The organism is Streptomyces marianii (assembly GCF_005795905.1).
GTDB classification, from domain to species: Bacteria; Actinomycetota; Actinomycetes; order Streptomycetales; family Streptomycetaceae; genus Streptomyces; species Streptomyces marianii.
The window spans coordinates 2,839,916-2,861,646 of sequence record NZ_VAWE01000001.1 but is presented as its reverse complement, the minus strand read 5'-3'; the positions used below and the strand labels follow the sequence as shown (position 1 = coordinate 2,861,646).

21 protein-coding genes are annotated in these 21,731 nt (G+C 70.9%); 15 read left to right on the top strand and 6 right to left on the bottom strand.

Annotation, left to right across the window (positions count from 1 at the left end; all coding sequences use genetic code 11):
* The first annotated feature begins 24 nt into the window (after window positions 1-24).
* Window positions 25-972, top strand: a complete 948-nt coding sequence (nudC, locus tag FEF34_RS12785; protein ID WP_171052931.1) for an NAD(+) diphosphatase — start codon at window positions 25-27, stop codon at window positions 970-972.
* 139 nt (window positions 973-1,111) lie between these two features.
* Here the strand turns inward: nudC and FEF34_RS12780 are convergent, their stop codons facing one another.
* Window positions 1,112-1,369, bottom strand: coding sequence for a mycoredoxin (locus FEF34_RS12780; RefSeq protein WP_138053303.1), 258 nt, complete (start codon window positions 1,367-1,369; stop codon window positions 1,112-1,114).
* Between the two features lie 179 nt (window positions 1,370-1,548).
* Between FEF34_RS12780 and FEF34_RS12775 the strand changes: the two genes are divergently transcribed.
* The 5 genes from FEF34_RS12775 to FEF34_RS12755 all read left to right on the top strand — a co-directional run bounded on the left by FEF34_RS12775 (window position 1,549) and on the right by FEF34_RS12755 (window position 5,417).
* Window positions 1,549-3,723 carry an ATP-dependent DNA helicase UvrD2 gene (locus FEF34_RS12775; RefSeq protein WP_138053302.1) on the top strand — a complete coding sequence of 725 codons (2,175 nt, stop codon included), beginning with the start codon at window positions 1,549-1,551 and terminating at the stop codon, window positions 3,721-3,723.
* Between the two features lie 164 nt (window positions 3,724-3,887).
* On the top strand, window positions 3,888-4,220 hold the full coding sequence (locus tag FEF34_RS12770) for a hypothetical protein (protein ID WP_138053301.1): 333 nt from the start codon (window positions 3,888-3,890) through the stop codon (window positions 4,218-4,220).
* A 171-nt stretch (window positions 4,221-4,391) separates the two neighbouring features.
* Entirely contained in the window at window positions 4,392-4,760 is a 369-nt protein-coding gene (locus tag FEF34_RS12765; RefSeq protein WP_093652527.1) for a WhiB family transcriptional regulator, read from the top strand.
* Complete coding sequence (locus tag FEF34_RS12760; protein ID WP_138053300.1) at window positions 4,757-5,083, top strand: hypothetical protein; 327 nt, start codon at window positions 4,757-4,759, stop codon at window positions 5,081-5,083. Before FEF34_RS12765 ends, FEF34_RS12760 begins: the two co-directional genes overlap by 4 nt.
* 136 nt (window positions 5,084-5,219) lie before the next feature.
* Entirely contained in the window at window positions 5,220-5,417 is a 198-nt protein-coding gene (locus FEF34_RS12755; RefSeq protein ID WP_138053299.1) for a hypothetical protein, read from the top strand.
* Between the two features lie 99 nt (window positions 5,418-5,516).
* Here the strand turns inward: FEF34_RS12755 and FEF34_RS12750 are convergent, their stop codons facing one another.
* Window positions 5,517-6,938 carry an ABC1 kinase family protein gene (locus FEF34_RS12750; protein ID WP_138053298.1) on the bottom strand — a complete coding sequence of 474 codons (1,422 nt, stop codon included), beginning with the start codon at window positions 6,936-6,938 and terminating at the stop codon, window positions 5,517-5,519.
* On the bottom strand, window positions 6,931-8,151 hold the full coding sequence (locus FEF34_RS12745; RefSeq protein WP_138053297.1) for a TOMM precursor leader peptide-binding protein: 1,221 nt from the start codon (window positions 8,149-8,151) through the stop codon (window positions 6,931-6,933). The genes FEF34_RS12750 and FEF34_RS12745 overlap by 8 nt, the downstream gene beginning before the upstream one ends.
* Window positions 8,152-8,435: 284 nt before the next feature.
* Between FEF34_RS12745 and FEF34_RS12740 the strand changes: the two genes are divergently transcribed.
* The 4 genes from FEF34_RS12740 to FEF34_RS12725 all read left to right on the top strand — a co-directional run bounded on the left by FEF34_RS12740 (window position 8,436) and on the right by FEF34_RS12725 (window position 12,211).
* Window positions 8,436-9,032, top strand: coding sequence for a M48 metallopeptidase family protein (locus tag FEF34_RS12740; protein WP_138053296.1), 597 nt, complete (start codon window positions 8,436-8,438; stop codon window positions 9,030-9,032).
* A gap of 111 nt (window positions 9,033-9,143) precedes the next feature.
* The gene (locus tag FEF34_RS12735) at window positions 9,144-10,742 is read left to right on the top strand and encodes a TerD family protein (protein WP_138053295.1); all 1,599 of its coding nucleotides are present in this window, start codon (window positions 9,144-9,146) and stop codon (window positions 10,740-10,742) included.
* A 13-nt stretch (window positions 10,743-10,755) separates the two neighbouring features.
* Entirely contained in the window at window positions 10,756-11,436 is a 681-nt protein-coding gene (locus FEF34_RS12730) for an AIM24 family protein (protein WP_138053294.1), read from the top strand.
* Between the two features lie 19 nt (window positions 11,437-11,455).
* Window positions 11,456-12,211 (top strand): AIM24 family protein, encoded by a 756-nt coding sequence (locus FEF34_RS12725; RefSeq protein ID WP_138053293.1) that lies wholly within the window; start codon window positions 11,456-11,458, stop codon window positions 12,209-12,211.
* A gap of 221 nt (window positions 12,212-12,432) precedes the next feature.
* Here FEF34_RS12725 and FEF34_RS12720 read toward each other — a convergent pair whose 3' ends face one another.
* Window positions 12,433-12,954: an NUDIX hydrolase gene (locus tag FEF34_RS12720; protein WP_138053292.1), complete on the bottom strand. Its 522-nt coding sequence runs from the start codon at window positions 12,952-12,954 to the stop codon at window positions 12,433-12,435.
* Window positions 12,951-14,354 carry a zinc-dependent metalloprotease gene (locus tag FEF34_RS12715; RefSeq protein WP_138053291.1) on the bottom strand — a complete coding sequence of 468 codons (1,404 nt, stop codon included), beginning with the start codon at window positions 14,352-14,354 and terminating at the stop codon, window positions 12,951-12,953. Before FEF34_RS12715 ends, FEF34_RS12720 begins: the two co-directional genes overlap by 4 nt.
* 221 nt (window positions 14,355-14,575) lie before the next feature.
* On the opposite strand from FEF34_RS12715, the gene FEF34_RS12710 reads away from it, so the two are divergent.
* From FEF34_RS12710 to FEF34_RS12695, 4 genes are all read left to right on the top strand, one after another.
* Complete coding sequence (locus tag FEF34_RS12710) at window positions 14,576-15,688, top strand: SDR family oxidoreductase (protein ID WP_138053289.1); 1,113 nt, start codon at window positions 14,576-14,578, stop codon at window positions 15,686-15,688.
* Between the two features lie 297 nt (window positions 15,689-15,985).
* Window positions 15,986-16,444, top strand: a complete 459-nt coding sequence (locus tag FEF34_RS12700) for a molybdenum cofactor biosynthesis protein MoaE (RefSeq protein WP_138053285.1) — start codon at window positions 15,986-15,988, stop codon at window positions 16,442-16,444.
* Window positions 16,445-16,580: 136 nt separating this feature from the next.
* Window positions 16,581-16,751 (top strand): hypothetical protein, encoded by a 171-nt coding sequence (locus FEF34_RS41210; RefSeq protein ID WP_171052930.1) that lies wholly within the window; start codon window positions 16,581-16,583, stop codon window positions 16,749-16,751.
* 111 nt (window positions 16,752-16,862) lie between these two features.
* Complete coding sequence (locus FEF34_RS12695; RefSeq protein ID WP_138053283.1) at window positions 16,863-17,951, top strand: YlbL family protein; 1,089 nt, start codon at window positions 16,863-16,865, stop codon at window positions 17,949-17,951.
* Window positions 17,952-18,076: 125 nt separating this feature from the next.
* On the opposite strand, the gene FEF34_RS12690 is transcribed toward FEF34_RS12695, so the two are convergent.
* Window positions 18,077-18,634, bottom strand: a complete 558-nt coding sequence (locus FEF34_RS12690) for a PPA1309 family protein (protein ID WP_138053282.1) — start codon at window positions 18,632-18,634, stop codon at window positions 18,077-18,079.
* A gap of 179 nt (window positions 18,635-18,813) precedes the next feature.
* Between FEF34_RS12690 and FEF34_RS12685 the strand changes: the two genes are divergently transcribed.
* Window positions 18,814-21,723 carry a UPF0182 family membrane protein gene (locus FEF34_RS12685; RefSeq protein ID WP_171053288.1) on the top strand — a complete coding sequence of 970 codons (2,910 nt, stop codon included), beginning with the start codon at window positions 18,814-18,816 and terminating at the stop codon, window positions 21,721-21,723.
* Window positions 21,724-21,731: the final 8 nt, after the last annotated feature.

Genomic DNA, 21,731 nt, shown 5'->3' with positions numbered 1-21,731 from the left:
AACCCGGGGGAGTGGGAAGCACCTGTGAGCACCTTCGATCACGTAGGCGACGGCCGTTCCATCGGCCTGACGGCGCCCAGCGGCATCGACCGCGCCGCACACCACCGACTCGACGAGGCCTGGCTGGCGGCTGCCTGGAGTCACCCGACGACACGGGTGTTCGTCGTCTCCGGCGGCCAGGTGCTGATCGACGACACCGCCGACGGCCGCACCGAACTGGTGACGACCCCGGCCTTCGAGGCGCCTCCCACCGAGACCCACCGCTACTTCCTCGGCACCGACGGGGACGGCGTCAGCTACTTCGCCCTCCAGAAGGACTCGCTCCCCGGCCGCATGGATCAGTCCGCCCGCCCGGCCGGGCTGCGCGAGGCCGGTCTGCTGCTGTCCCCGAGGGACGCGGGACTGATGGTGCAGGCGGTGGCCCTGGAGAACTGGCAGCGGCTCCACCGCTTCTGCTCACGCTGCGGCGAGCGGACCGTCATCGCGGCCGCCGGGCACGTCCGCCGCTGCCCGGCCTGCGGCGCCGAGCACTACCCGCGCACGGACCCCGCCGTGATCATGCTGGTCACGGACGAGGACGACCGCGCGCTGCTCGGCCGCCAGGTCCACTGGCCGGAGGGCCGCTTCTCCACCCTCGCCGGCTTCGTCGAGCCCGGCGAGTCCATCGAGCAGTCGGTGATCCGGGAGGCGTACGAGGAAGCGGGCGTCACCGTCGGCGAGGTCGAGTACGTCGCCAGCCAGCCGTGGCCCTTCCCGTACAGCCTGATGCTCGGATTCACGGCCCGTGCCACCTCGTCGGAGATCTCCGTGGACGGCGAGGAGATCCACGAGGCCCGCTGGTTCTCCCGGGAAGACCTGTGCGCCGCCTTCGAGTCCGGGGAAGTCCTGCCCCCCTACGGGATCTCGATCGCCTCGTGGCTGATCGAGCTCTGGTACGGAAAGCCGCTGCCCAAGCCGGGCTCGCTCACCTGAGGCCGCCCCGGCTTCCGTGCCACCGCCGGGCCGCGCCGCCCGTGCCCGGTGCTGCCCGGGCCATTCGTTCCGGCACGACGACGCCCCCTCCGGTGGTCTCCACCCGAAGGGGGCGTCTCGTCGGTGCGGGGCCGGTGCGTCAGATCGCGAGGGCCTGCTTCACCTGGGCCAGGCTGGGGTTCGTCATGACGATGTCCTCGCCGCCGTTCGGCGGCACCACGAGGACGGTCGGCACGGTCTGGTTGCCGTTGTTCGCCTTCTCGACGAACGCGGCCGACTGCGGGTCCTGCTCGATGTTGATCTCGACGTACGAGATCCCCTCGCGGTCCAGCTGGCTCTTCAGCCGCCGGCAGTAGCCGCACCAGGTGGTGCTGTACATCGTCAGAGTTCCCTGCATGTCCTTCTCCCGCTCCTCTGGGCCGGTGGGGGTGGGTGCCCCACGGGGGTTTCCGGGGATTGAACGTACGCGACCCCGCCGCCATTCCCCGTTCCCGTACCGGTACTACCGGTACGACGATCCCGTCCCCCTGTGGACAACCGTCCCGGTGATCTCGCCGGACCTGGCAGCATGGCGGGGTGACAGCAGCAACGCACTCCTCCCACTTCCCTCAGGTCCCCGAGTCCGCCGACGCGGTGCTCGACGGGCTCGACCCCGAGCAGCGGGCGGTGGCAACCGCCCTGAGCGGCCCGGTGTGCGTCCTGGCCGGCGCAGGTACGGGCAAGACGCGGGCGATCACCCATCGCATCGCCTACGGAGTGCGTGCGGGGATACTCCAGCCCGCGAGTGTGCTGGCCGTCACGTTCACCAACCGCGCCGCGGGGGAGATGCGAGGCCGGCTGCGGCAGCTCGGCGCGGGCGGAGTGCAGGCCCGCACGTTCCACTCGGCGGCCCTCCGCCAGCTTCAGTACTTCTGGCCGAAAGTCGTCGGCGGGGAGCTGCCGAGGCTGCTGGAGCGCAAGATCCAGCTCGTCGCCGAGGCGGCTGCCCGCTGCCGTGTGAGGCTCGACCGCAACGAGCTCAGGGACGTGACCAGCGAGATCGAATGGGCCAAGGTCACCCAGACCGTCCCCGCCGACTATCCAGCCGCGGTAGCCAAGTCCCTCAGGGACGCGCCTCGTGACCCGGCGGAGATCGGCCAGATCTATGCGTTGTACGAGCAGCTGAAGCGCGATCGCTCGGTGATCGACTTCGAGGACGTCCTGCTGCTCACGGTCGGTATCCTCCAGGACCGCCACGACATCGCCGACCAGATCCGCCGCCAGTACCAGCACTTCGTGGTCGACGAGTACCAAGACGTGTCGCCGCTCCAGCAGCGGCTGCTGGAGCTGTGGCTCGGCGATCGGGACAGCCTGTGCGTCGTGGGCGACGCCAGCCAGACCATCTACTCCTTCACTGGCGCCACCCCCGACCATCTGCTGGACTTCCGCACCCGTCACCCCGGGGCGACGGTGGTGAAGCTCGTGCGCGACTACCGGTCGACCCCTCAGGTCGTCCATCTGGCCAACGGTCTGCTGGGGCAGGCGCGCGGCCGCGCCGCCGAGCACCGGCTGGAACTGGTCTCGCAGCGCGACCCCGGCCCGGATCCTTCCTACACGGAGTACGCGGACGAGCCCGCCGAGGCCGAGGGCACCGCCCGCCGGATCCGCGACCTGATCGCCGCGGGCGTCCCGGCCGGTGAGATCGCCGTGCTGTTCCGGGTCAACGCCCAGTCCGAGGTCTACGAGCAGGCCCTCGCGGACGCGGGTGTGCCGTACCAGCTGCGCGGCGCGGAGCGGTTCTTCGAGCGCGCCGAGGTCCGGGAGGCCGGGGTCGCGCTCAGGGGAGCGGCTCGCGCCGGAGGGAACGACGCCCTGCTGGACGACGCGGAGGACCTGCCCTCGCAGGTCCGGGCCGTGCTGTCCACCAAGGGCTGGAGCACCGAGCCCCCCGCCGGCTCGGGCGCGGTGCGCGACCGCTGGGAGTCGCTGGCCGCGCTCGTCAGGCTGGCCGAGGACTTCGCCCGTGCCAGGCCAGGGGCCGGACTAGCCGACCTCGTCGCCGAGCTCGACGAGCGCGCCGCCGCCCAGCACGCCCCGACCGTCCAGGGCGTCACCCTGGCCTCGCTCCACTCGGCCAAGGGCCTGGAGTGGGATGCCGTGTTCCTGGTCGGACTCACCGAGGGGATGATGCCGATCACCTACGCCAAGACCGACGAGCAGGTCGAGGAGGAGCGCCGGCTCCTGTACGTCGGCGTCACCCGCGCCCGGCTCCATCTGTCGCTCTCCTGGGCGCTGTCCCGCTCGCCCGGGGGCCGCGCCTCCCGCCGCCCCACCCGTTTCCTGAGCGGGCTCAGGCCGGGTTCCGCGGCCCCCGGTACCCGAACGGCCGGTGGTGCCGGAGGAATCGAGCGCGGCGCCGGAGGACGGCGGAAGCGCCGCGGACCTGTGCTGTGCCGGGTGTGCGGCAAGACGCTCACCGACGCCGGTGAGATGAAGCTGATGCGCTGTGAGGACTGCCCCTCCGACATGGACGAGGCGCTGTACGATCGGCTGCGCGAGTGGCGGTCGGAGCAGGCCAGGGAGCTGGGCCAGCCGGCGTACTGCGTCTTCACCGACAAGACCCTGATGGCGATCGCCGAGGCCGTGCCCGGCAGCGAGGGTGAGCTCGCGGGGATCTCGGGCGTTGGCGGGCGCAAGCTGGGCCGCTTCGGTGCCGATGTCCTGGCCATCTGCGCAGGCCAGGAGGTCGGTGGGAGCGACGAGGACGACTGATGAAAACTCGTCGAGAAAATAGTTTGCGCGCGTGCCAGTCATCCCCATAGGTTCTTAACCACGGGAACGGCGGCTTCTCCGAAGCCCTGTTGCCGTGCTGTACTTATCCGAATACATGTGATCGGCCCCGGCCGGTCCCGAGACGCCGAGAGGAGGCGATTCCAGTGATCAGCATCTACACCAGCTCCATCCGCACGACCGTCAAAATGACCGATCGCTCGGTCGTCTCCGCCTGCTCGCTCGGCCTCTCCGGCTCGGCGTTCATTGCCACCGGTCTGTCCGGCTTCGCGGCCGGCCGCCCGGTCGCCCTCGGCGCGGGTCTGCCCGTCCGGGAGCGCAATGAGCGACCGACCAAGGCACTGGAAGCAGGAGCAGTGGCGGCGGAGGCCAAGGCCTGCGCCCTCGCGGCGGCCAGTGCCGGAACCCAGAAGCAGACGACGCAGCACCACACGATGTGGGCCTTCCGTGGGCTCGAACCCTGGAGTGATCCAGCCTGATCCAGGATCAGGCCGGCGCCTTCAGGGCCGCGGAACCCCACCCGGGATCCGCGGCCCTTCTGTTTTCCCCGATGAGGAAACAGAGCGAAGGGGCCTCGGGACCAGCAAGACCCGGTACCAGCCGAAGCCCGGTCCACAGACCGGACAGAACAGACGAGGAAAAACACCACCGTGCAACTCGAAGCGCACGCCCCGTCCGTACCGCCTTCCGAAACGATCCCCCCGCCCGGCCTCACGGAGGACTCCACCTTGACCCCCCTCACTGCGCTCACCGCGCTCGACGACGCGATCGAGAACCTCGGCGTTCCCGTCCCCTGCCGTTCCTACGACCCGGAGGTCTTCTTCGCCGAGTCGCCGGCGGACGTCGAGTACGCCAAGTCCCTCTGCCGCACCTGCCCCCTGGTCGAGGCCTGCCTCGCCGGCGCCAAGGAGCGGCGTGAGCCCTGGGGCGTCTGGGGCGGGGAGCTCTTCGTCCAGGGTGTGGTCGTCGCCCGCAAGCGGCCGCGTGGCCGTCCGCGCAAGAACCCGGTCGCGGCATGAACGCGCACCCAGGCACCGTCGACCGTCCCCTCAAGCACGATCCCCAGAAGCAGGCCCCGATGACCTCTTCCACCAGCGAGCCGTCCGGCTCCGCGACCCCGTACGTCACCACCATCGGCGCGAACGCCTCGCGTCAGAACAGGACCCGTGAGATGCAACTCATCCCAGAAGCTCTGGCCCGTGCGCATATGCAGGAGCGCCTGCGGGAAGCCGAGGCGGAGCGCGGGGCCGTGCGCCTGGCGGCCGCTCGGCGGATGCACCGGCGTGCCGAGCGCGCGTCCCTGCGCGCCCGCCGTGCGCTGGCCATGGCCGTCATGCAGTAGTCCGGAGCCGGGCCGCCGTCCCCGACGGTGGCCCGACCGTCCGATGAATCAGTGCCTCCCGCGGGGGCCGGTCCGAGGACCGGCCCCCGCGGTGCGTTGTCCTCTCCGGCGCGCCCTGCGGGGTTATCGTCACGTGGTGGACGAACAGACTCATCGCCCTGCCCAGCCGGGTGCCGAGAACGTCGTGTGTTCCCGGTGCGGCGCGGTCGCCGAGGGCACTCCTCCCACCTGGATCTGCTCCGTGGAGAACGGCCGACGGCACTACTTCTGCGAGGAGTGCGCCCGGGCCAATATCAGGGCCATCGAGGGACGGCTCGACTCGTCCTGGTGGTGAGCGGCCCTCGGGCCGGGCCCTTGCCCCGGGCCGGACCCACTCTCCCGGTCCTGACCGGGAGACGGGAGCCCGTGGCGCGCCCGACCGGGGCCCGGAAGGTCAGACCTCCGCTGCCACGTCGCCGGCCTCGGTGTCCGCGTCGGTGACGGTCTCCAGGCCGGTGCCGGCCTCGGGGCCGGCCAGGAAACCGGGCAGCCAGGACTCCAGTTCGTGCCGCAGCCGTACGGTCGCGTTCAACTGGCACAGCACGCCTATCGTGCTCAGCGTCACACGGTGGATCAGTAGATAGGCCGGCGGGAGATTGAGCTGCTTGCCCAACTGGTGTGCGGGAGAGCGCGGATCGGCTATCCGCGCCGCCTGGGTCCGCATCCAGCCGCGGGTGAAGGTGAACCGGTCCGCCTCCGCGGGTTCGATGATCGGCAGCAGGTACTCCAGCACGGCGTCCGGGTCGAGGTCGATCGACTCCTTGACGAAACCCTCCTCGCACAACACCCCGTAGACCGCGTCGGCCTCTCCTTCCAGCGTCATCCGGAGGGAGTCGCCGATGGTCCTGGGCAGTCCACCTGGCAGCCGGTCCACCGTGCCGAAGTCCAGGACACCGAGCCGCCACTCGGCCGGATCCCCTTCGCCCTCGGAAGCACCGGCCGCAGGGAGCAGCCGGAAGTTCCCCGGATGAGGGTCGGCGTGCAGCAGCCCCGTCCGGGCGGGGCCGGAGAACAGGAACCGGGCCAGCAACTGGCCGGCGCGGTCGCGCTGCTCCTGGGTGCCGTCGCTGATCACCTCTGCCAGCGGTGTCCCGTCGATCCACTCCGTGACCAGCACCTGGTCTGCCTGGTGCACCACATCGGGCACCACCACGTCCGGGTCGCCCGCGAACTCAGCCGCGTGCTCCCGCTGGGCCCGGGCCTCCAGATCGTAGTCCAGCTCCTCCGCGACCCGGTCGTGCAGCTCGGAGATCAGCGGCTTGAGGTCCATTCCCGGGATCAGCGGTCCCAGCAGGCGGGCGAACCGGCTCAACTGGGACAGGTCCGAAAGCAGGGCCTCTCCGGCCCCGGGGTACTGCACCTTCACCGCGACCTCGCGCCCGTCGTGCCAGACGGCGCGGTGGACCTGGCCGATGGACGCGGCCGCAGCCGGCTTGTCCTCGAACTCCAGGAAGAGTTCACGCCAGTCCTCGCCCAGCCGCTCGGCCAGCGCCTCGTGGACCGTGCGCGTCGGCATCGGAGGAGCGGCGTCCTGGAGCTTGGTCAGTGCGACCCGGTAGGGCCCGGCCACCTCCTCGGGCAGGGCCGACTCGAAGACGGACAGGGCCTGCCCGAACTTCATCGCGCCGCCCTTCAGTTCGCCGAGCACCTTGAACAATTGTTCCGCCGTGCGCTGTTGCAGCTCGCGAGCCACGATCTCCGCGGACTTGCCGCCGATCCGCTTGCCCAAACCCCAGGTGGCACGGCCGGCGAAACTCAGCGGCAGAGCAGCCAGCTTGGCCGTACGGGTGACCGCCTTCCGGGGAAGATCAGACATGTGCCCCTCCAATTCCCAGCTGCCGTGCCGCGTCAGCCATCTGGCACTCCGTCGACGCCGCTACCCCGGCCATTGTGTCGTGCGTCGTCCCCGCCCCCGAGGCGCGCTCCCCCTCAGTCTGCCCAGCCGCCCCGCAGGGGCAGTCACGGTGGGCCTCGATACGTCTCGACCGCCACTCGAGCAGCGGCAGCGACACCTCCCACCGGGTCCCCGTGCTGGCGGGCAGTTCACCGTCCAGGAACGACAGGGCATGTGAGGCGGCCATACCCGCGACCGTCGTGGCGAGTCCGAGGTCACACGGCCCCGGGCCCGTCTCCCGGTGGCGGGGCGTGCGCCACTGGGCCGCCATCCGCGGCCACACCGGATCCCGGTCGGCTCGGCGCAGCGCCAGGCATCCGGCGCACGCCGAGCCCCCGGGCAGCACCAGTGGACCCACCACGCCGGATGCCTCGGCAACACCCGCGTACAGATGGGGAGTCCCGGTGGCCAGCCAGTCTTCGGCGGTCGCCGGATCCGGCACATACGCCGCGAGGCCGTCGCGCGGTGCGACGATCACCAGGGAGAGCGGCGGTGGCTCCACCGGCCCGCCGTCGGACCGACGGGGAGCGCGCCGCGCTCTGCCCGGGGCGGACCGGCGCACGACCTGTTGAGCGGACACGGCCCTGCGCTCGCCCACCGCCTCCGCGGGCACCCCGCCCGGCGCCACGTCCCACGGCTCCACGCGGCCCCCGTCCAGCACATCCACCTGCCCCACCCCGGCGGCGGACAGCACGGCCGCCACCGTCGCGCCCACCCGGCCCGCGCCCCGCACCTGCACCCGCACGGCGTCCCGGGCAGCCAACCGGGCCGCGCCGCCGCCCGGTTCGGGATGGACCACCGAGAGCGACGCCAGGTCGGGGCGCAGCCGGTCGTAGGCTCCCGTCCGTTTCCGCAGTGCTGCGGCCGCCGGTCCGCCGCCCGTCACGTCGTCCACCAGGCCCGCCTTCGCCAGCCGCTCCAGCAGGGCGTCGACATGGCCGTCGGGAAGTCCTATCGCCCGGGCCTCCTCACGCAGCCGGGCCAGCCCCCGCGTGCCGTCGAACAGCGACAGCAGACTTCCGGTCGCCGTGTCCACCGGCCCCAGCACCACGGCATGCGCCGCCGTCACTCCGAACTGCACATAACGCAGGTCCCGCCATGCCTGCCGCAGCGCAGGCTTCACCACCGGATGCACATCCGCCCCCGTTCGTACGCCGTTCCATACGCGCTCGGTTCACGCTCCGTGCGCGCTCCGTTCGTTCGTCCGTCCCGCCGGTGCCGAGTCCGGCGGGATCCATCTCGTACGGCATCAGAATGCACGTCCGCGTCGTGCGGCGGAAAAGGTTGTCCACAGGTGTGGGGTATTAGTCGTCCAAATGAGGCGCCCCATATTGTCGATCAGGCCAGGGCCGTTCGGACGGCCGTCCCCGAACCGACCGGGGGCGGGACTTCCCCTGCTCCAGCGGGTAACGTCGGGGCGTGTCCGCCGACCGACCGCTCCGTGCCGGGAGCCAGCAGCGCAGCACGACCGCCCAGCCGCCCCACCACTCCGCGACGAGCGCGGTCGAGGTCCGCCGCAGCGCCAGGCGCCGCAGAACGGTCTCCGCTTACCGGGACGGCGACCGGACCGTGGTGCTCATCCCGGCCCGGATGTCCGAGGCGGAGGAGCAGCGCTGGGTGACGCTGATGCTGGACAAGCTCGCCGCCCAGGAGAGCAAGCGGACACTCGGCGACGGGGAGCTCGCCGAACGCGCCCGGCGGCTGTCCGAGCAGTACCTGGACGGCCGCGCTCGCCCGGCGTCGGTGCGCTGGGTCACCAACCAGAACACCCGCTGGGGATCCTGCACCCCCGCGGAGGGCAGCATCCGCCTCTCGCACCGGCTCAAGGGCATGCCGGAGTACGTCGTGGACTACGTGCTCCTCCACGAACTGGCCCACCTCCTCGTGCCCGGCCACGGGCCCCGCTTCTGGCGGCTCCTGGAGTCGTACCCGCGCACCGAGCGGGCGCGCGGTTACCTGGAGGGCGTGGTCGCCGCGGACCGTCTGCCCCATCTCCCTGCCGCCCGCGACGAGTGAGTCCCGCCGATCCTGTACCGAACCCGTCCCGGCTTGGCTCAATGTCGCCGCAAGCGGTTAGCCTGGCGCGACGCAATCGCATTTCGTCGGGATGGGGGACGGTCGTTACGCATGGCCAGGGAATTCCAACGCGGCCACAAGGCCAAGATCAGTGACCTGACACCGGGGACCGATCTGTACGTGGGTGTGCAGATCTCCGCTCCCGGACTGTCCTTCGACATCAGCTGCTTCGGTCTCGACGCCAACGAGCAGCTCTCGGACGACCGTTACTTCGTCTTCTTCAACCAGCCGAAAACACCCGAGGAGTCCGTCCAACTGCTCGGCTCGCAGGCCGGCGACACGGAGTCGTTCCGCGTCACGCTGGACCGGGTTCCGGCGCACATCCACAAGCTGTCGTTCACCGCGACGGTCGACGGCGCCGGCCAGATGTCGCAGATCGGCCCCGGTTACCTCCGGATCGTGGCGGGCGGGGAGGAGGTCGTCCGGTACTCCTTCACCGGCTCGGAGTTCTCCACCGAGCGCGCCGTGATGCTGGGCGACTTCTACCTCAAGGACGTATGGCGGTTCGCGGCCGTCGGCCAGGGCTTCGACGGCGGCCTCGACGCGCTGCTGAAGAACTTCGGCGGTGAGGTGGCCGAGGAGGAGCCGGCTGTGCAGCAGCCGCAGCAGGGCGTGCCCGGGTTCGCCCCGCCGGCCGCTCCCGCTCCCGTCCCGTCGTTCGGTGTCCCCGCAGGTCCCCCGGCCCCGCAGGCTCCCCAGACGCCGCAGCCCGGGCCCGCGTTCGGCGCGCCGGCGGCTCCCGCACCCACCGCGGTGAACCCGCAGATGCACGCGGCGCCGACGATCGCGGCCCCGATGACGCCGCCCGCCGGCACGGTACCGCCCCAGGCGCCACCGTCCCCGTACGGACAGCCCCCGCAGCAGCCGCAGTTCGGGCAGGTTCCGGGCCCGTCGCCGGTCCAGATGCCCGGAGCGCCGGCCCCCTACGGGCAGCAGCCCGCAGCTCCGTACGGTCAGCCCGGGGCGCCCCAGGGCGTCCCGCAGACCGGCGCGGGCCTCCAGGCGGCCCTCCAGCCCTACAAGGAACTGCCCACCGGTCAGCGGTGGACCCCGCAGAACCAGCAGCTCATGCGCGTCGACCTGGGCATGGGCGGCACGCCCGTGCTCGCCCGCCAGGGCAGCATGGTCATGTACCAGGGCAAGGTCGACTTCGGCTACAAGGGCGCCGGCTTCTCCGGCCGGATCGTCGGCAACGCCACGGGCCAGGAGATGCAGCTGATGCGCTGCAGCGGCCGCGGCCAGGTCTTCCTCGCCGAGGAGGGCGCGCATCTGCACCCCATCGAGCTGCAGGGGGACGCGATCTGCGTCTCCGCGGAGAACGTGCTCGCCTTCGACGAGTCGCTGCAGTACGAGGTCCGCCGCATCGAGGGACACGGCATCCCCGGCGGGGCGCTGTTCACGATGCAGTTCCAGGGCACCGGCACGGTCGTCGTCAAGACCCACGGCATCCCGGTGGTCCTCCCGGTCACGCCCACCACGTTCGCCGACTCCAACGCCGTCGTGGCCTGGTCGGCGACCTCCCAGGTGATCCTCTCCAGCCAGGTGCGACTGCGTCGCAACGCCTACCCGGGCCACAGCGGGGAGACCGTGAACCTCCAGTTCCGGGGCGCCCCCGGCAACTTCATCGTCGTCCAGCCCTACGAGGTCTGAGGGAGCCCGGAGAATGAACCAGCAACTCGCGGGCTTTGCCCCGACACCCGTGGTGGCCCGGATGGAGAACCACGGCAGCACGATGCTCAAGGTCGCGATGGCCTCGGGCCAGGACCTGTTCGCGCGTGCCGGCTCGATGGTCGCCTACGAGGGCTTCGTCCAGTACGAGCCGAACCCGGCCGCCGTACGGCAGGTCGCCGGCCAGTGGGTCACCGGCGAGGGCACGCCCATCATGAAGTGTTCCGGTGACGGGCTGCTCTACCTCGCCGACTACGGCGCGGACGTCGTGGTCGTCAACCTCGACAACGACTCGATCTCGGTCAACGGCACCAACCTGCTCGCCTTCGACGCGCATCTGCAGTGGGGCGTCGAGCGGGTCAAGGGCCTCGCCAAGTTCGCAGGCCAGGGGCTGTGGAACGTCACGGTCGCGGGCACCGGATGGGTCGCGATCACCTCGCGCGGCACACCGATCGTCGTCGACTGCGGCCGCGGCGAGGACGAGACCTACGTCGACCCGGACGCCCTCGTCGCCTGGTCGCCGAACCTGAAGGTGAAGGGCAAGCGCAGCTTCAAGGCCTCCTCCCTCATCGGGCGGGGCAGCGGGGAGGCCTACCAGATGGCCTTCTCGGGCCAGGGCATGGTCGTCGTACAGCCGAGTGAGGACAGCACCGACCGACTGCGGGTCCGGGGCTGAGGGGGAGCGAGAACACATCATGCAGAGCCCGCTTTTCAGCCACGCGGAACAGCAGTCCCAGGAGCGCTACGTCGTCCAGAACCCGCAGCTCCTGCGGGTCGCGCTCACCGGACACGACGACATCCTCGCCCGCAAGGGCGCGATGGTCGCCTACCAGGGACTGATCGACTTCGACGGCGAGTACGAGTCGAGGAACCAGCGCGACGCCCGTACGCGCACCGGCGAGGGCCTCGACCTGATGCGCTGCTCGGGGCAGGGCACGGTCTACTTCGCCAACCTCGCCCAGTACGTCCACGTGGTGGACGTCGATCAGGACGGCATGACGGTCGACAGCGCCTACGTGCTGGCGCTGGACTCCACGCTGCACACGGAGGTCATCGCCGTGGACAGCCAGTACGGCATCTCCGGTTCCGGGAAGTACCAGCTCAACATCTCGGGGCGGGGCAAGGTCGCGCTGATGACCTCGGGACAGCCGCTCATGATGCAGGTCACCCCGGACAAGTACGTCAACGTGGACGCCGACGCGATCGTCGCCTGGTCGTCCTCGCTGCGGGTGCAGATGCAGGCTCAGACCCACTCCACCGGCGTCTGGCGGCGGCGGGGCAGCACGGGGGAGGGCTGGGAACTGAGCTTCCTCGGCCAGGGGTTCGCCCTCGTCCAGCCCAGTGAGGTCCTGCCGCCGCAGCACGCCCAGGTCGGTCAGGGTGCTCGGGCCCAGTTCGGTATGGGCCAGCACGGGTCCCACAGCCAGAACCAGAACAACGTCTGGAACTGAGCACGGCGACCGGCCGGAGCGGTCCGCGAGGGCGACGGCCCCGGCCGGTCGGACATCGATCCGTCCGGTCTCGGTCCGTCCCGTCTCGGTCCCGTGGCTGCCGGTCGTATCCCGACCTGCCCGGGCCGCGGCGCGCTCGCGGACCGGTACCGCGCCGTCCCGCTCCCCGGCCCCGGGGGAGCGGTACGGCGGGCAGACGGTCTCCGGAGGCCGGGCCCTGGTCAGAGCCGGGCCCGGGTCCGCTCCAGGAGGCGTACGACCGACGCGTCGGCGACGCTCGCCACCTCCTCGTAGCCGAACCACCGCAGATCGAGCGACTCGTCACTGATCGCCGGAGCCGCGCCGGGCGCCGCCAGCGCCGCGTACTGCACGTCCAGGTGCCAGTGGCACGGCGCCGGGATCGCATGCCGGTCCAGCGTCACGGGGCCGCCCGGCAGCAGGGTCAGCCCGGGGATGCCCGACTCCTCGGTCGCCTCGCGCAGTGCCGCGTCCGCGAGCGTGGCGTCCCCCGGCTCGCAGTGGCCGCCCATCTGGAGCCACATGCCCAGCTTCCTGTGCAGGGTCAGCAGCACCCGCTCCTGCGCCGGGTCCACGACCAGAGCGCTGGCCGTGAGATGGCCGGCGTCGCACGCCTTCCACATGCCGTCGGGATGGTTCGCCAGATGGTCCAGGTACGTCCGGCGCAGCGCTTCCCCGCCGTCGTACTCCTCGAGTACACGGACGGCGTCGTGGTACAGGCTCACTTGTCGGTGTCGTCCCCGTCCCGGCCCTCGGCCGCCTCGCCGAGCATCTTGTCGAGCTCCGAGAAGTCGAGCTGCTCACGGTGGACGAACCCGTCCGGATCATCGAGGTCGGTGGCCGTCGGCAGCATGTCCGGGTGCGCCCAGAGGCCGTCGCGGCCGTCCATGCCGCGGGCGTCGGTGAGCGAAGCCCACAGCCGGGAGGCGTCCCGCAGCCGGCGCGGACGCAGCTGGAGCCCGATGAGCGTGGCGAACGTCTGCTCGGCGGGGCCGCCCGAGGCGCGGCGCCGGCGAAGGGTCTCGCGCAGGGCGCCCGCCGACGTCAGCCTGTTCTTGGCCGCGTCGTGCACCACGGCGTCCACCCACCCCTCCACCAGAGCGAGCGCGGTCTCGAGACGGGCCAGCGCGGCCTTCTGCTCGGGGGTCTCCTCCGGCTGGAACATGCCCTGCTGGAGGGCCTCCTGCACCTGCTCGGGGTGCGCGGGGTCGAACTGCCCCACCACGTCCTCGAGCTTGGACGTGTCGACCTTGATCCCGCGTGCGTACCCCTCGACCGCGCCGAAGAGGTGCGAGCGCAGCCACGGAACGTGGGCGAAGAGCCGCTGGTGGGCGGCCTCGCGCAGCGCCAGGTACAGCCGGATCTCGTCCTTGGGGACGCCCAGGTCCCTGCCGAACGCCTCGATGTTCAGCGGGAGGAGCGCGGCCTTCCCGGCCGGACCCAGCGGCAGGCCGATGTCCGTCGAGCCCACGACCTCGCCCGCCAGCACGCCGATGGCCTGGCCGATCTGCTGGCCGAACATGGCGCCGCCCATGGAGCGCATCATGCCGATCAGCGGTCCGGCCATGGCCTGCATCTCCTCGGGCAGCACATCGCCCATGGCGACGCCGACGCGCTCGGCGACGGGGTCGACGAGCTGCTGCCACGCCGGAAGCGTCGCCTCGACCCACTCCGCGCGGCTCCACGCCACGGCGCTGCCGGCGCCGGAGGGCAGGGACGTCGCACCGTCGAGCCACAGATCGGCGAGGCGTACGGCCTCCTCGACCGCGGCACGCTCACCGGGGCCGACGCTGGAGTCCTTCGTGCCCCCCTGCGTGCCCTGGGAGACCGTCTGGCGGGCGATCTGCTTCGCCATGTCCCAGTTCACCGGACCGCCCTCGTAGCTCAGCATCTGGCCGAGCTGCTGGAAGGCCGCTCCGAGGTCGGTCGGGTTCAGCGAGCCGAACATCGCGGCGAACGGATTGTCACCGCCCGGGCCGCCCGGGAACCCGAACCCGAAGGGGTTGGCCGGGCCGCCCTGGCCGCCGGAGCCCTGCCCACCTCCGGCGGGGTCCTTCTTCTTGCCCTCGTCGCCGTTCTCCGGCTCCTCCGGCGGAAGGCCGAATCCGAATGGGGTGTCACTCACGGGTTTCCTCGGCTCGTAGGGCCACCGGCTTCCCGCCGGCGGCGTATGCCCGACATCACCACCAGCCTAAGCGGCGCCCGGCCGGCGGCGGAGGCGTCGACATGTGAAGCCGGACATGGACTGGATGCTCCACTGGCTCACGGCCTGCGGCAGGATGGACGCCACCTCGTACGTACACGTCTGTCCGCGCACGTACTGAAGACAACCGCTGGAGACGCCCGGTGAGTTCCCCAGATCCGCAGGTTCGCGCTACGCGAAACCCCTCGACCCCGGTCACGGGACGCGGCCCCGTGGTCGCGGTGACCGGCGCCGCCTCCGGCGTCGGTGACCTGCTGACCAGGCGCCTCGTCGCGTCGGACGACATCGGCCGGGTCATCGCGATCGACGAGCGCCGGGGCGACGTGCCCGAGGCGCACTGGCACGTCCTGGACGTGCGTGATCCGGCGATCGCCGAGAAGTTCCGCGGCGCCGACGTCGTCGTGCACCTGGCGCTCGACCTGGACCTCGAGACCGACACGGCGGCACGGACCGCGTACAACGTACGCGGTACCCAGACCGTGCTCACGGCCGCCGCGGCCGCGGGCGTCCACCGGGTCGTGCTGTGCACCTCGGCGATGGTCTACGGGGCGCTGCCCGACAACGACGTCCCGCTCTCGGAGGACGCGGAGCTGCGCGCCACGGCGGAGGCCACGGGGGTCGGCGACCTCCTGGAGATCGAGCGCCTGGGCCGCCGCGCCCCCCGCGCGCATCCCGGCCTGAACGTCACGGTCGCCAGGCCCGCCGTGCTGGTCGGCGGCACCGACACGGCGCTCACCCGCTACTTCGAGTCGCCGAGGCTCCTCGTCGTCGCAGGATCCCGCCCCACCTGGCAGTTCTGCCATGTCGAGGACCTGGTGAGCGCGCTGGAGTACGCCGCCCTGGAGAAGGTCGACGGGGAGTTCGCGGTCGGCTGCGACGGCTGGCTGGAGCAGGAGGAGATCGAGGAGCTCAGCGGCATCCGGCGCATGGAGCTGCCCTCGGCGGTCGCCCTCGGGGCCGCGGCGCGGCTGCACCGGATCGGCCTCACCCCCTCGCCGGCGGGCGACCTCGCGTACACCATGCATCCGTGGGTCGTCAGCGTCGGCAGGCTGCACGACGCCGGCTGGCGTCCCCAGTGGACCAACGAGGAGGTGCTCGCCGCGCTGCTGGAGGAGGTCCAGGGCAGGCACACCGTCGCGGGCCGCCGTCTCGGCCGCAAGGACGCCACCGCCGCGGCGGGCGCCGCGGGCGCGACCGTCGCCCTGCTGGGCACGGCGGCCCTGGTACGCCGCGCCCGCAAGCGCCGGGGGCTCTAGCTAGTGCCGCGTCAGGCGACGTTCGCCCCGTCGCGGCGTCCGGCACGGCGACTCGCGGCGTTGCCGGATCGACCTCGTACTGGACGTACTTGGATGACTCCGACAACGCAGCGAGCGTGCGTGCCCGGCGTCGCGGGCCAGGAGGGACTTTCGCAACACGCCCTAGCCGGTGCCGCCCCGCGGGCCGGGCGTCTCCCGAGTAACGGGCTCCTCCTGTAGAAGGCTCCAACCCCCGTCGCCGCCCGCCGGTCGAAAGCGCTATTCCGCCTTGTCGGCGGTGTACGGCACGATGGCTGCATGGGACGCACGAACGATCACCCGGGCGAGCAGGCGGCGGAGGACCCGATCCGGCTGCTGGCGATCAGGGACACCCCGCTCTCCGTCGACGAGGTGTTCCGCGCCGTGGGCGACGCGGCTGCCGGTGGCACGGCGCTCTTCGTGGGCACGGTGCGCAACCACGACGGCGGCGCGGACGTCGACGCGCTGGGCTATTCGTGCCACCCCACCGCCGGGGCCGAGATGCGCCGTGTCGCGGAGAAGGTCGTCGCCGAACACCCCGTCCGGGCCCTGGCGGCCGTCCACCGCGTCGGCGACCTGGAGATCGGGGACCTGGCCGTGGTCGTCGCCGTCTCGTGCCCGCACCGGGGGGAGGCGTTCGAGGCGTGCCGGAAGCTGATCGACGACCTCAAGCACGAGGTCCCGATCTGGAAGCACCAGCAGTTCTCGGACGGCACGGAGGAGTGGGTCGGCGCGTAACCGCGCCGTTCAGCGGCCCCGGGCCCGATTTGCGTAACCACCCCCCTGGCACGAGCGTTGAAGCGGCAAACGGTTAATCTGCTGATCGGTCGGCTGTACGGGCAGTTGTTCCAGCTCATGGGGTAGGGAGGTCGTGATGGCGGCACTCGCTTGGTTGCTGATTCCGCTTTTCGCTGCCATCGGCGCGGCGATATGGGGAAGCTGGGCATCGAGGAACCGGACCACCGGCGATGTCGCGGAACTCGCCGGCTACGCACGGTTCCGGGACGCGATGGAGAGGTCCCGTTCCGGGACGGACGCCGTCTGACGCCACCGGTCCTCGGGGGCCTCGTCGGCCGCCCCGTGGCGAGTCCGCGACGGGCCCCGTACGGACCGGCCCGACGGGTGCACTGACGGACCGGTCCCGTACTGTCGTTCCATGCCACGCCGCACAGCGACGATGCTCGCCTCCACCCTGGTCCTCATCGTGCTGCTCTGCGTAGGCGTGCTCATGACCCCGCCCTACTCGGAGATGACACCCGGTCCCACCGTGAACACCCTCGGTGACTCCGGTGGCGAGCCGGTGCTGCAGATCTCCGGCCGCAAGACCCATCCGACCTCCGGACACCTCAACATGACGACGGTCCGGGTCACGGGCGCGGACTACCGGATGAACCTGGCCGAGGTCGTATACGGCTGGCTGGCCCATGACAACGTCGTGGTGCCGCACGAGACGCTCTATCCGGACGGCAAGACCGAGGAGCAGTCGAACCAGGAGAACGCGGAGGAGTTCAGCCAGTCCCAGGAGAGCGCCAAGGTCGCGGCCCTGCGCGAGCTGGGGATCCCGGTGGAGTCCCGTGTCGTCGTCTCCTCGGTCCGCAAGGACAGCCCGGCGCAGGGCACGCTGCACGCGGGCGATGTGATCAAGGCCGTCGACGGCACGCCGGTGAAGAAGCCGGACGACGTCTCCAAAGCCGTCGTCAAGCACGAACCCGGCGACAAGGTGACCTTCACGATCGTCCCGGCCAAGGAGGCGGCCGCGGCCGAGAAGGCCGGCAAGGAGCCGACGGGATCCCAGGACGTGCAGGTCGGAACGGTGCGTTCGAAGCAGGCCAAGCGCACGATCGTGGGCATCACGGCCGGTACGGACCACACCTTCCCCTTCGCCATCGACATCAAGCTGGCGGACGTGGGCGGCCCGAGCGCCGGGCTGATGTTCGCGCTCGGCATCGTCGACAAGCTCACCCCGACCGACCTCACGGGGGGCAAGTTCATCGCCGGCACGGGCACGATCGACGACCGGGGCGTGGTCGGCCCCATCGGCGGCATCGAGATGAAGCTCGTCGGTGCGCGGAACGCGGGTGCGGAGTACTTCCTGACGCCCAGCGACAACTGCGCCGCGGCCGCCTCTGACATCCCCGAGGGTCTGACGCTGGTCAGGGTGAAGACCATCGACGACGCGACGAAGTCCCTGGAGAAGATCCGCAGCGGGAGGACCGCCGGTCTGCCCAGTTGCTCCAAGAGCTGAGAAGGGCCCCTGGAACTCGCCCGGGGGACGGGGCCCCGCGGACCGGGTTCCGCGGGGACGGAACGCGCAAGGACGGGAAGGACGGAGGGGACGTGCCGCGACCGCGGCGCGCCCCCTCCGCGCTGCTACGCCTCGAACGTGGCCGAGAGGGCGTCCGCCAGCCCCGGCACCAGGTCCGCACCGGTCAGCACCTCGGTTGCGGAGTCCTTCTCCCGCAGCCGCAGTGCCGACTCACGGGCGCCGTCCCGCAGCACCGCCACGGTCATCCGGACTTCCTGGCGGTCCGGATGCGCGGCCACCCACTGGGCCAGGCCCGCCTCGTCGAGTCCCTCGGGGACGGAGGTCTCCGCCGACGGCGGCAGCATCAGTCGCTCCACGGTGAGTGCGCATCCCGCCACTGCGTCGGGCCAGGCGATCGTTCCGAGGAACTCGTCGAGCGGGGCGCCCGAGGGGATCTCGTCCTGCTCGACCGGGGTCAGCGGAGCGGCCGCGTCCCCGTCGTCGAGACCGAGCTGGGCGGCGAGGCCCGGCTCCTGGGTGCGCAGCTGTGCGGTGTCGACGAGGGCGAAGAGCCGGGCCGGCTGGTCCCAGCCGAGGCCGGACGCGTACTCGTCGATTTCGAGCACCGCGCGGGTCAGCGGGCTCGCGGCCATCGGGGGGCCGCCGGGGGAAACGTTGGACATGCTCAATATCCTGCCTCCTTCGGCCCCGGAGTCGGGAACTAGGTAAAGCCTCAGTAAGTTGCATGAGTGGGCTCTACGATCGCGTGGGCCTACCGCACAGGGTGCCGGACACATGGGACGGCACCCGGAAAACGCATAACACGACCGCGAACTTCGAGGGGCGCACGTTGGCTTTCCAGATGCCGGACCGCGGCGGAGGCCCGACAGGGCCACGGATCAGAGTGGGCCGGCCGTCCCGGCGCGTACGGACGCTGCTGATGACGCTCGGCGTGCTGGCCGTGCTCGCCATGGCCTTTGTCATGTTCGCCGGGTTCTGGACCGACTGGCTCTGGTACCGCTCGGTGAAGTACTCGTCGGTGTTCACCACGACCCTCTGGACCAAGATCGGTCTGTTCGCGGTCTTCGGCCTGCTGATGGCCGCCGCGGTCGGGTTGAACATCTGGCTGGCGCACCGGCTGCGGCCGCCGCTGAGCGCGATGTCGCTCGAGCAGCAGAGCCTCGACCGGTACCGGATGGGCATCGCTCCGTACAAGAAGTGGGTGCTCCTCGGGGTCACCGCGCTCGTCGGGCTGATCGCCGGAGCGTCCGCGTCCTCCCAGTGGCGCACGTGGCTGATGTGGGTCAACGGCGTGCCGTTCGGCCAGAAGGACCCCCAGTTCGGGATGGACGTGGCGTTCTACGCCTTCGACCTCCCCTGGTACCGGTTCCTGCTGGGCTTCGGCTTCGCCGCGGCCGTGCTCTCCCTGATCGCCGCGGTCCTCACCCACTACCTCTACGGCGGGCTGCGCGTCACCAGCCCCGGGGCGCGGGCCACCGCAGCGGCCACCGGCCATCTGTCGGTGCTGCTCGGCTTCTTCGTCGCGCTCAAGGCCGTGGCGTACTGGCTGGACCGCTACGGCCTGGCCGTGAAGTCCAGTGACTTCAAGGCCGCGGGCAACTGGACGGGCCTGCGGTACGTGGACGCGAACGCGTATCTGCCCGCGAAGACGATCCTGTTCTGCATCGCCGTCATCTGCGCCGTGCTGTTCTTCGCGACGCTGTGGCGGCGTACCTGGCAGCTGCCGGTGATCGGCTTCGGGCTGATGGTGCTCTCGGCCATCCTCATCGGCGGCCTGTACCCGGCCATCGTGCAGAAGTTCCAGGTCCAGCCGAACGAGCAGGCCAAGGAATCCCCGTACATCAAGAAGAACATCGATGCCACGCGCAAGGCCTACGGCATCGACGCGGCGAAGTCCGAGAACTACGGGGGCAAGGGCGACCGGAAGCGGAAGGCCGAGCAGCGCGAGCAGGCCGCCACGGCCGCAAGCTACCGGCTCGTCGACTCGAACATCGTCTCGCCCGCCTTCCAGCAGCTCCAGCAGGAGCGTAAGTACTACCAGTTCCCGGCGACCCTCGACGTGGACCGGTACACCGGCCCCGACGGCAAGCCGCAGGACACGGTCATCGGTCTGCGCGAGCTCAACATCAAGGGCATTCCCAAGCGCAACTGGATCAACGACCACTTCACCTACACCCACGGCTACGGCGCGATCGCGGCCAAGGGCACGAACACGATCACCAACGAGGACCAGGGCACGGTCGGCGCCCCGGACTTCATCGAGTCCGGCCTGCCCACCGAGGGCCAGCTCGGCACGTACGAGCAGCGGGTCTACTACGGCGAGAAGACCGAGCAGTACTCGATCGTCGGCGGCCCGCAGAAGGAACTGGACTACGAGAAGAACGGTGAGGTGACCACCAGCTTCAAGGGCAAGAGCGGGGTCGACCTTTCCGGGCCGTTCAACCGGGCCGCGTACGCGGTGGCGTTCAGCGAGCCGCAGATCCTCTACTCCGGGGCGATCGGCGACGGTTCGCGGATCCTCTACAACCGCACGCCCAAGGAGCGCGTCGAGGCGGTGGCCCCGTGGCTCACCATCGACGGGGACGCCTATCCGGCGGTGGTCGACGGCCGTATCAAGTGGGTCGTCGACGCCTACACCACGACGAACGGGTACCCCTACGCGTCGCGCACGACGCTCGGGGACACCACGGCCGACTCGCTGACCGACAGCCAGCGGGCCGTCGTCGCGCAGCAGAACCAGGTGAACTACATCCGCAACTCGGTGAAGGCCACCGTCGACGCCTACGACGGCACGGTCGACCTGTACCAGTGGGACACCGAGGACCCGGTCCTGAAGACCTGGATGAAGGCCTTCCCGGACACGGTCAAGGCGAAGAACGAGATCGCGCCGGACCTGCTGGCCCACCTCCGGTACCCGCAGGACATGTTCAAGGTCCAGCGCGAGCTGCTCACGCGGTACCACGTGACCGACCCCGAGCAGTTCTACACGGGCAGTGACGCCTGGCAGGTGCCGAACGACCCGACGCAGAAGGACGGCAGCGCGGTCCCGCCGTACTACCTGAGCCTGAAGATGCCGGGCGAGCAGGAGCAGAAGTTCTCGCTGACGACGACGTTCACGCCCAGCGGACGCCCCAACCTGGGCGCGTTCATGGCCGTCGACGCCGACGCGAACAGCAAGGGGTACGGCTCGATCAGACTGTTGAGGGTGACCTCGACCGTGCAGGGCCCCTCGCAGGTGCAGAGCGAGCTCAACAGTGTTCCGGAGGTCGCGACGTTCGTCCGTGACCTGCGGGGCACCGACTCCGAGATCGACTACGGCAACCTGCTCACGGTCCCGCTGGACGGAGGCTTCCTGTACGTCGAGCCGGTGTACGCCCGAGGCGGTGCCGCCAACTACCCGCTGCTGAAGAAGGTGGCGGTGTCCTACGGCGGCAAGCCGGTCTTCAAGGACAGCCTGGCGGAGGCGCTGAACGCGGTGTTCGGAGTGGAGGGCGCCGAGCCGCCGCCCACGACGCAGCCGCCGACGGAGCCCGGTGACACCACACCCCAGCCGCCGGCGACGGGCAGCGCGGCGCTGAAGCAGGCCATCGCGGACGCCCAGAAGGCGTACGAGGCGGGCCAGGAGGCGCTCAAGAAGAACGACTGGACGGCGTACGGCAAGGCCCAGGCGGATCTCCAGGCGGCGCTCGAACGGGCGGCGGCGGCACAGTCGCAGGCCCCCGGCGCACCGTCGGGTAAACCCGGAGGCTGACCGAACGG

Excerpts from the sequence above, each read along its gene's own strand:
- FEF34_RS12780 (WP_138053303.1), bottom strand. The coding sequence starts at position 1,369 with ATGCAGGGAACTCTGACGATGTACAGCACCACCTGGTGCGGCTACTGC.
- FEF34_RS12760 (WP_138053300.1), top strand. The coding sequence starts at position 4,757 with ATGAACGCGCACCCAGGCACCGTCGACCGTCCCCTCAAGCACGATCCC.
- FEF34_RS12750 (WP_138053298.1), bottom strand. The coding sequence starts at position 6,938 with ATGTCTGATCTTCCCCGGAAGGCGGTCACCCGTACGGCCAAGCTGGCT.
- FEF34_RS12735 (WP_138053295.1), top strand. The coding sequence starts at position 9,144 with ATGGCCAGGGAATTCCAACGCGGCCACAAGGCCAAGATCAGTGACCTG.
- FEF34_RS12730 (WP_138053294.1), top strand. The coding sequence starts at position 10,756 with ATGAACCAGCAACTCGCGGGCTTTGCCCCGACACCCGTGGTGGCCCGG.
- FEF34_RS12725 (WP_138053293.1), top strand. The coding sequence starts at position 11,456 with ATGCAGAGCCCGCTTTTCAGCCACGCGGAACAGCAGTCCCAGGAGCGC.
- FEF34_RS12700 (WP_138053285.1), top strand. The coding sequence starts at position 15,986 with ATGGGACGCACGAACGATCACCCGGGCGAGCAGGCGGCGGAGGACCCG.
- FEF34_RS41210 (WP_171052930.1), top strand. The coding sequence starts at position 16,581 with ATGGCGGCACTCGCTTGGTTGCTGATTCCGCTTTTCGCTGCCATCGGC.
- FEF34_RS12695 (WP_138053283.1), top strand. The coding sequence starts at position 16,863 with ATGCCACGCCGCACAGCGACGATGCTCGCCTCCACCCTGGTCCTCATC.
- FEF34_RS12690 (WP_138053282.1), bottom strand. The coding sequence starts at position 18,634 with ATGTCCAACGTTTCCCCCGGCGGCCCCCCGATGGCCGCGAGCCCGCTG.
- FEF34_RS12685 (WP_171053288.1), top strand. The coding sequence starts at position 18,814 with ATGCCGGACCGCGGCGGAGGCCCGACAGGGCCACGGATCAGAGTGGGC.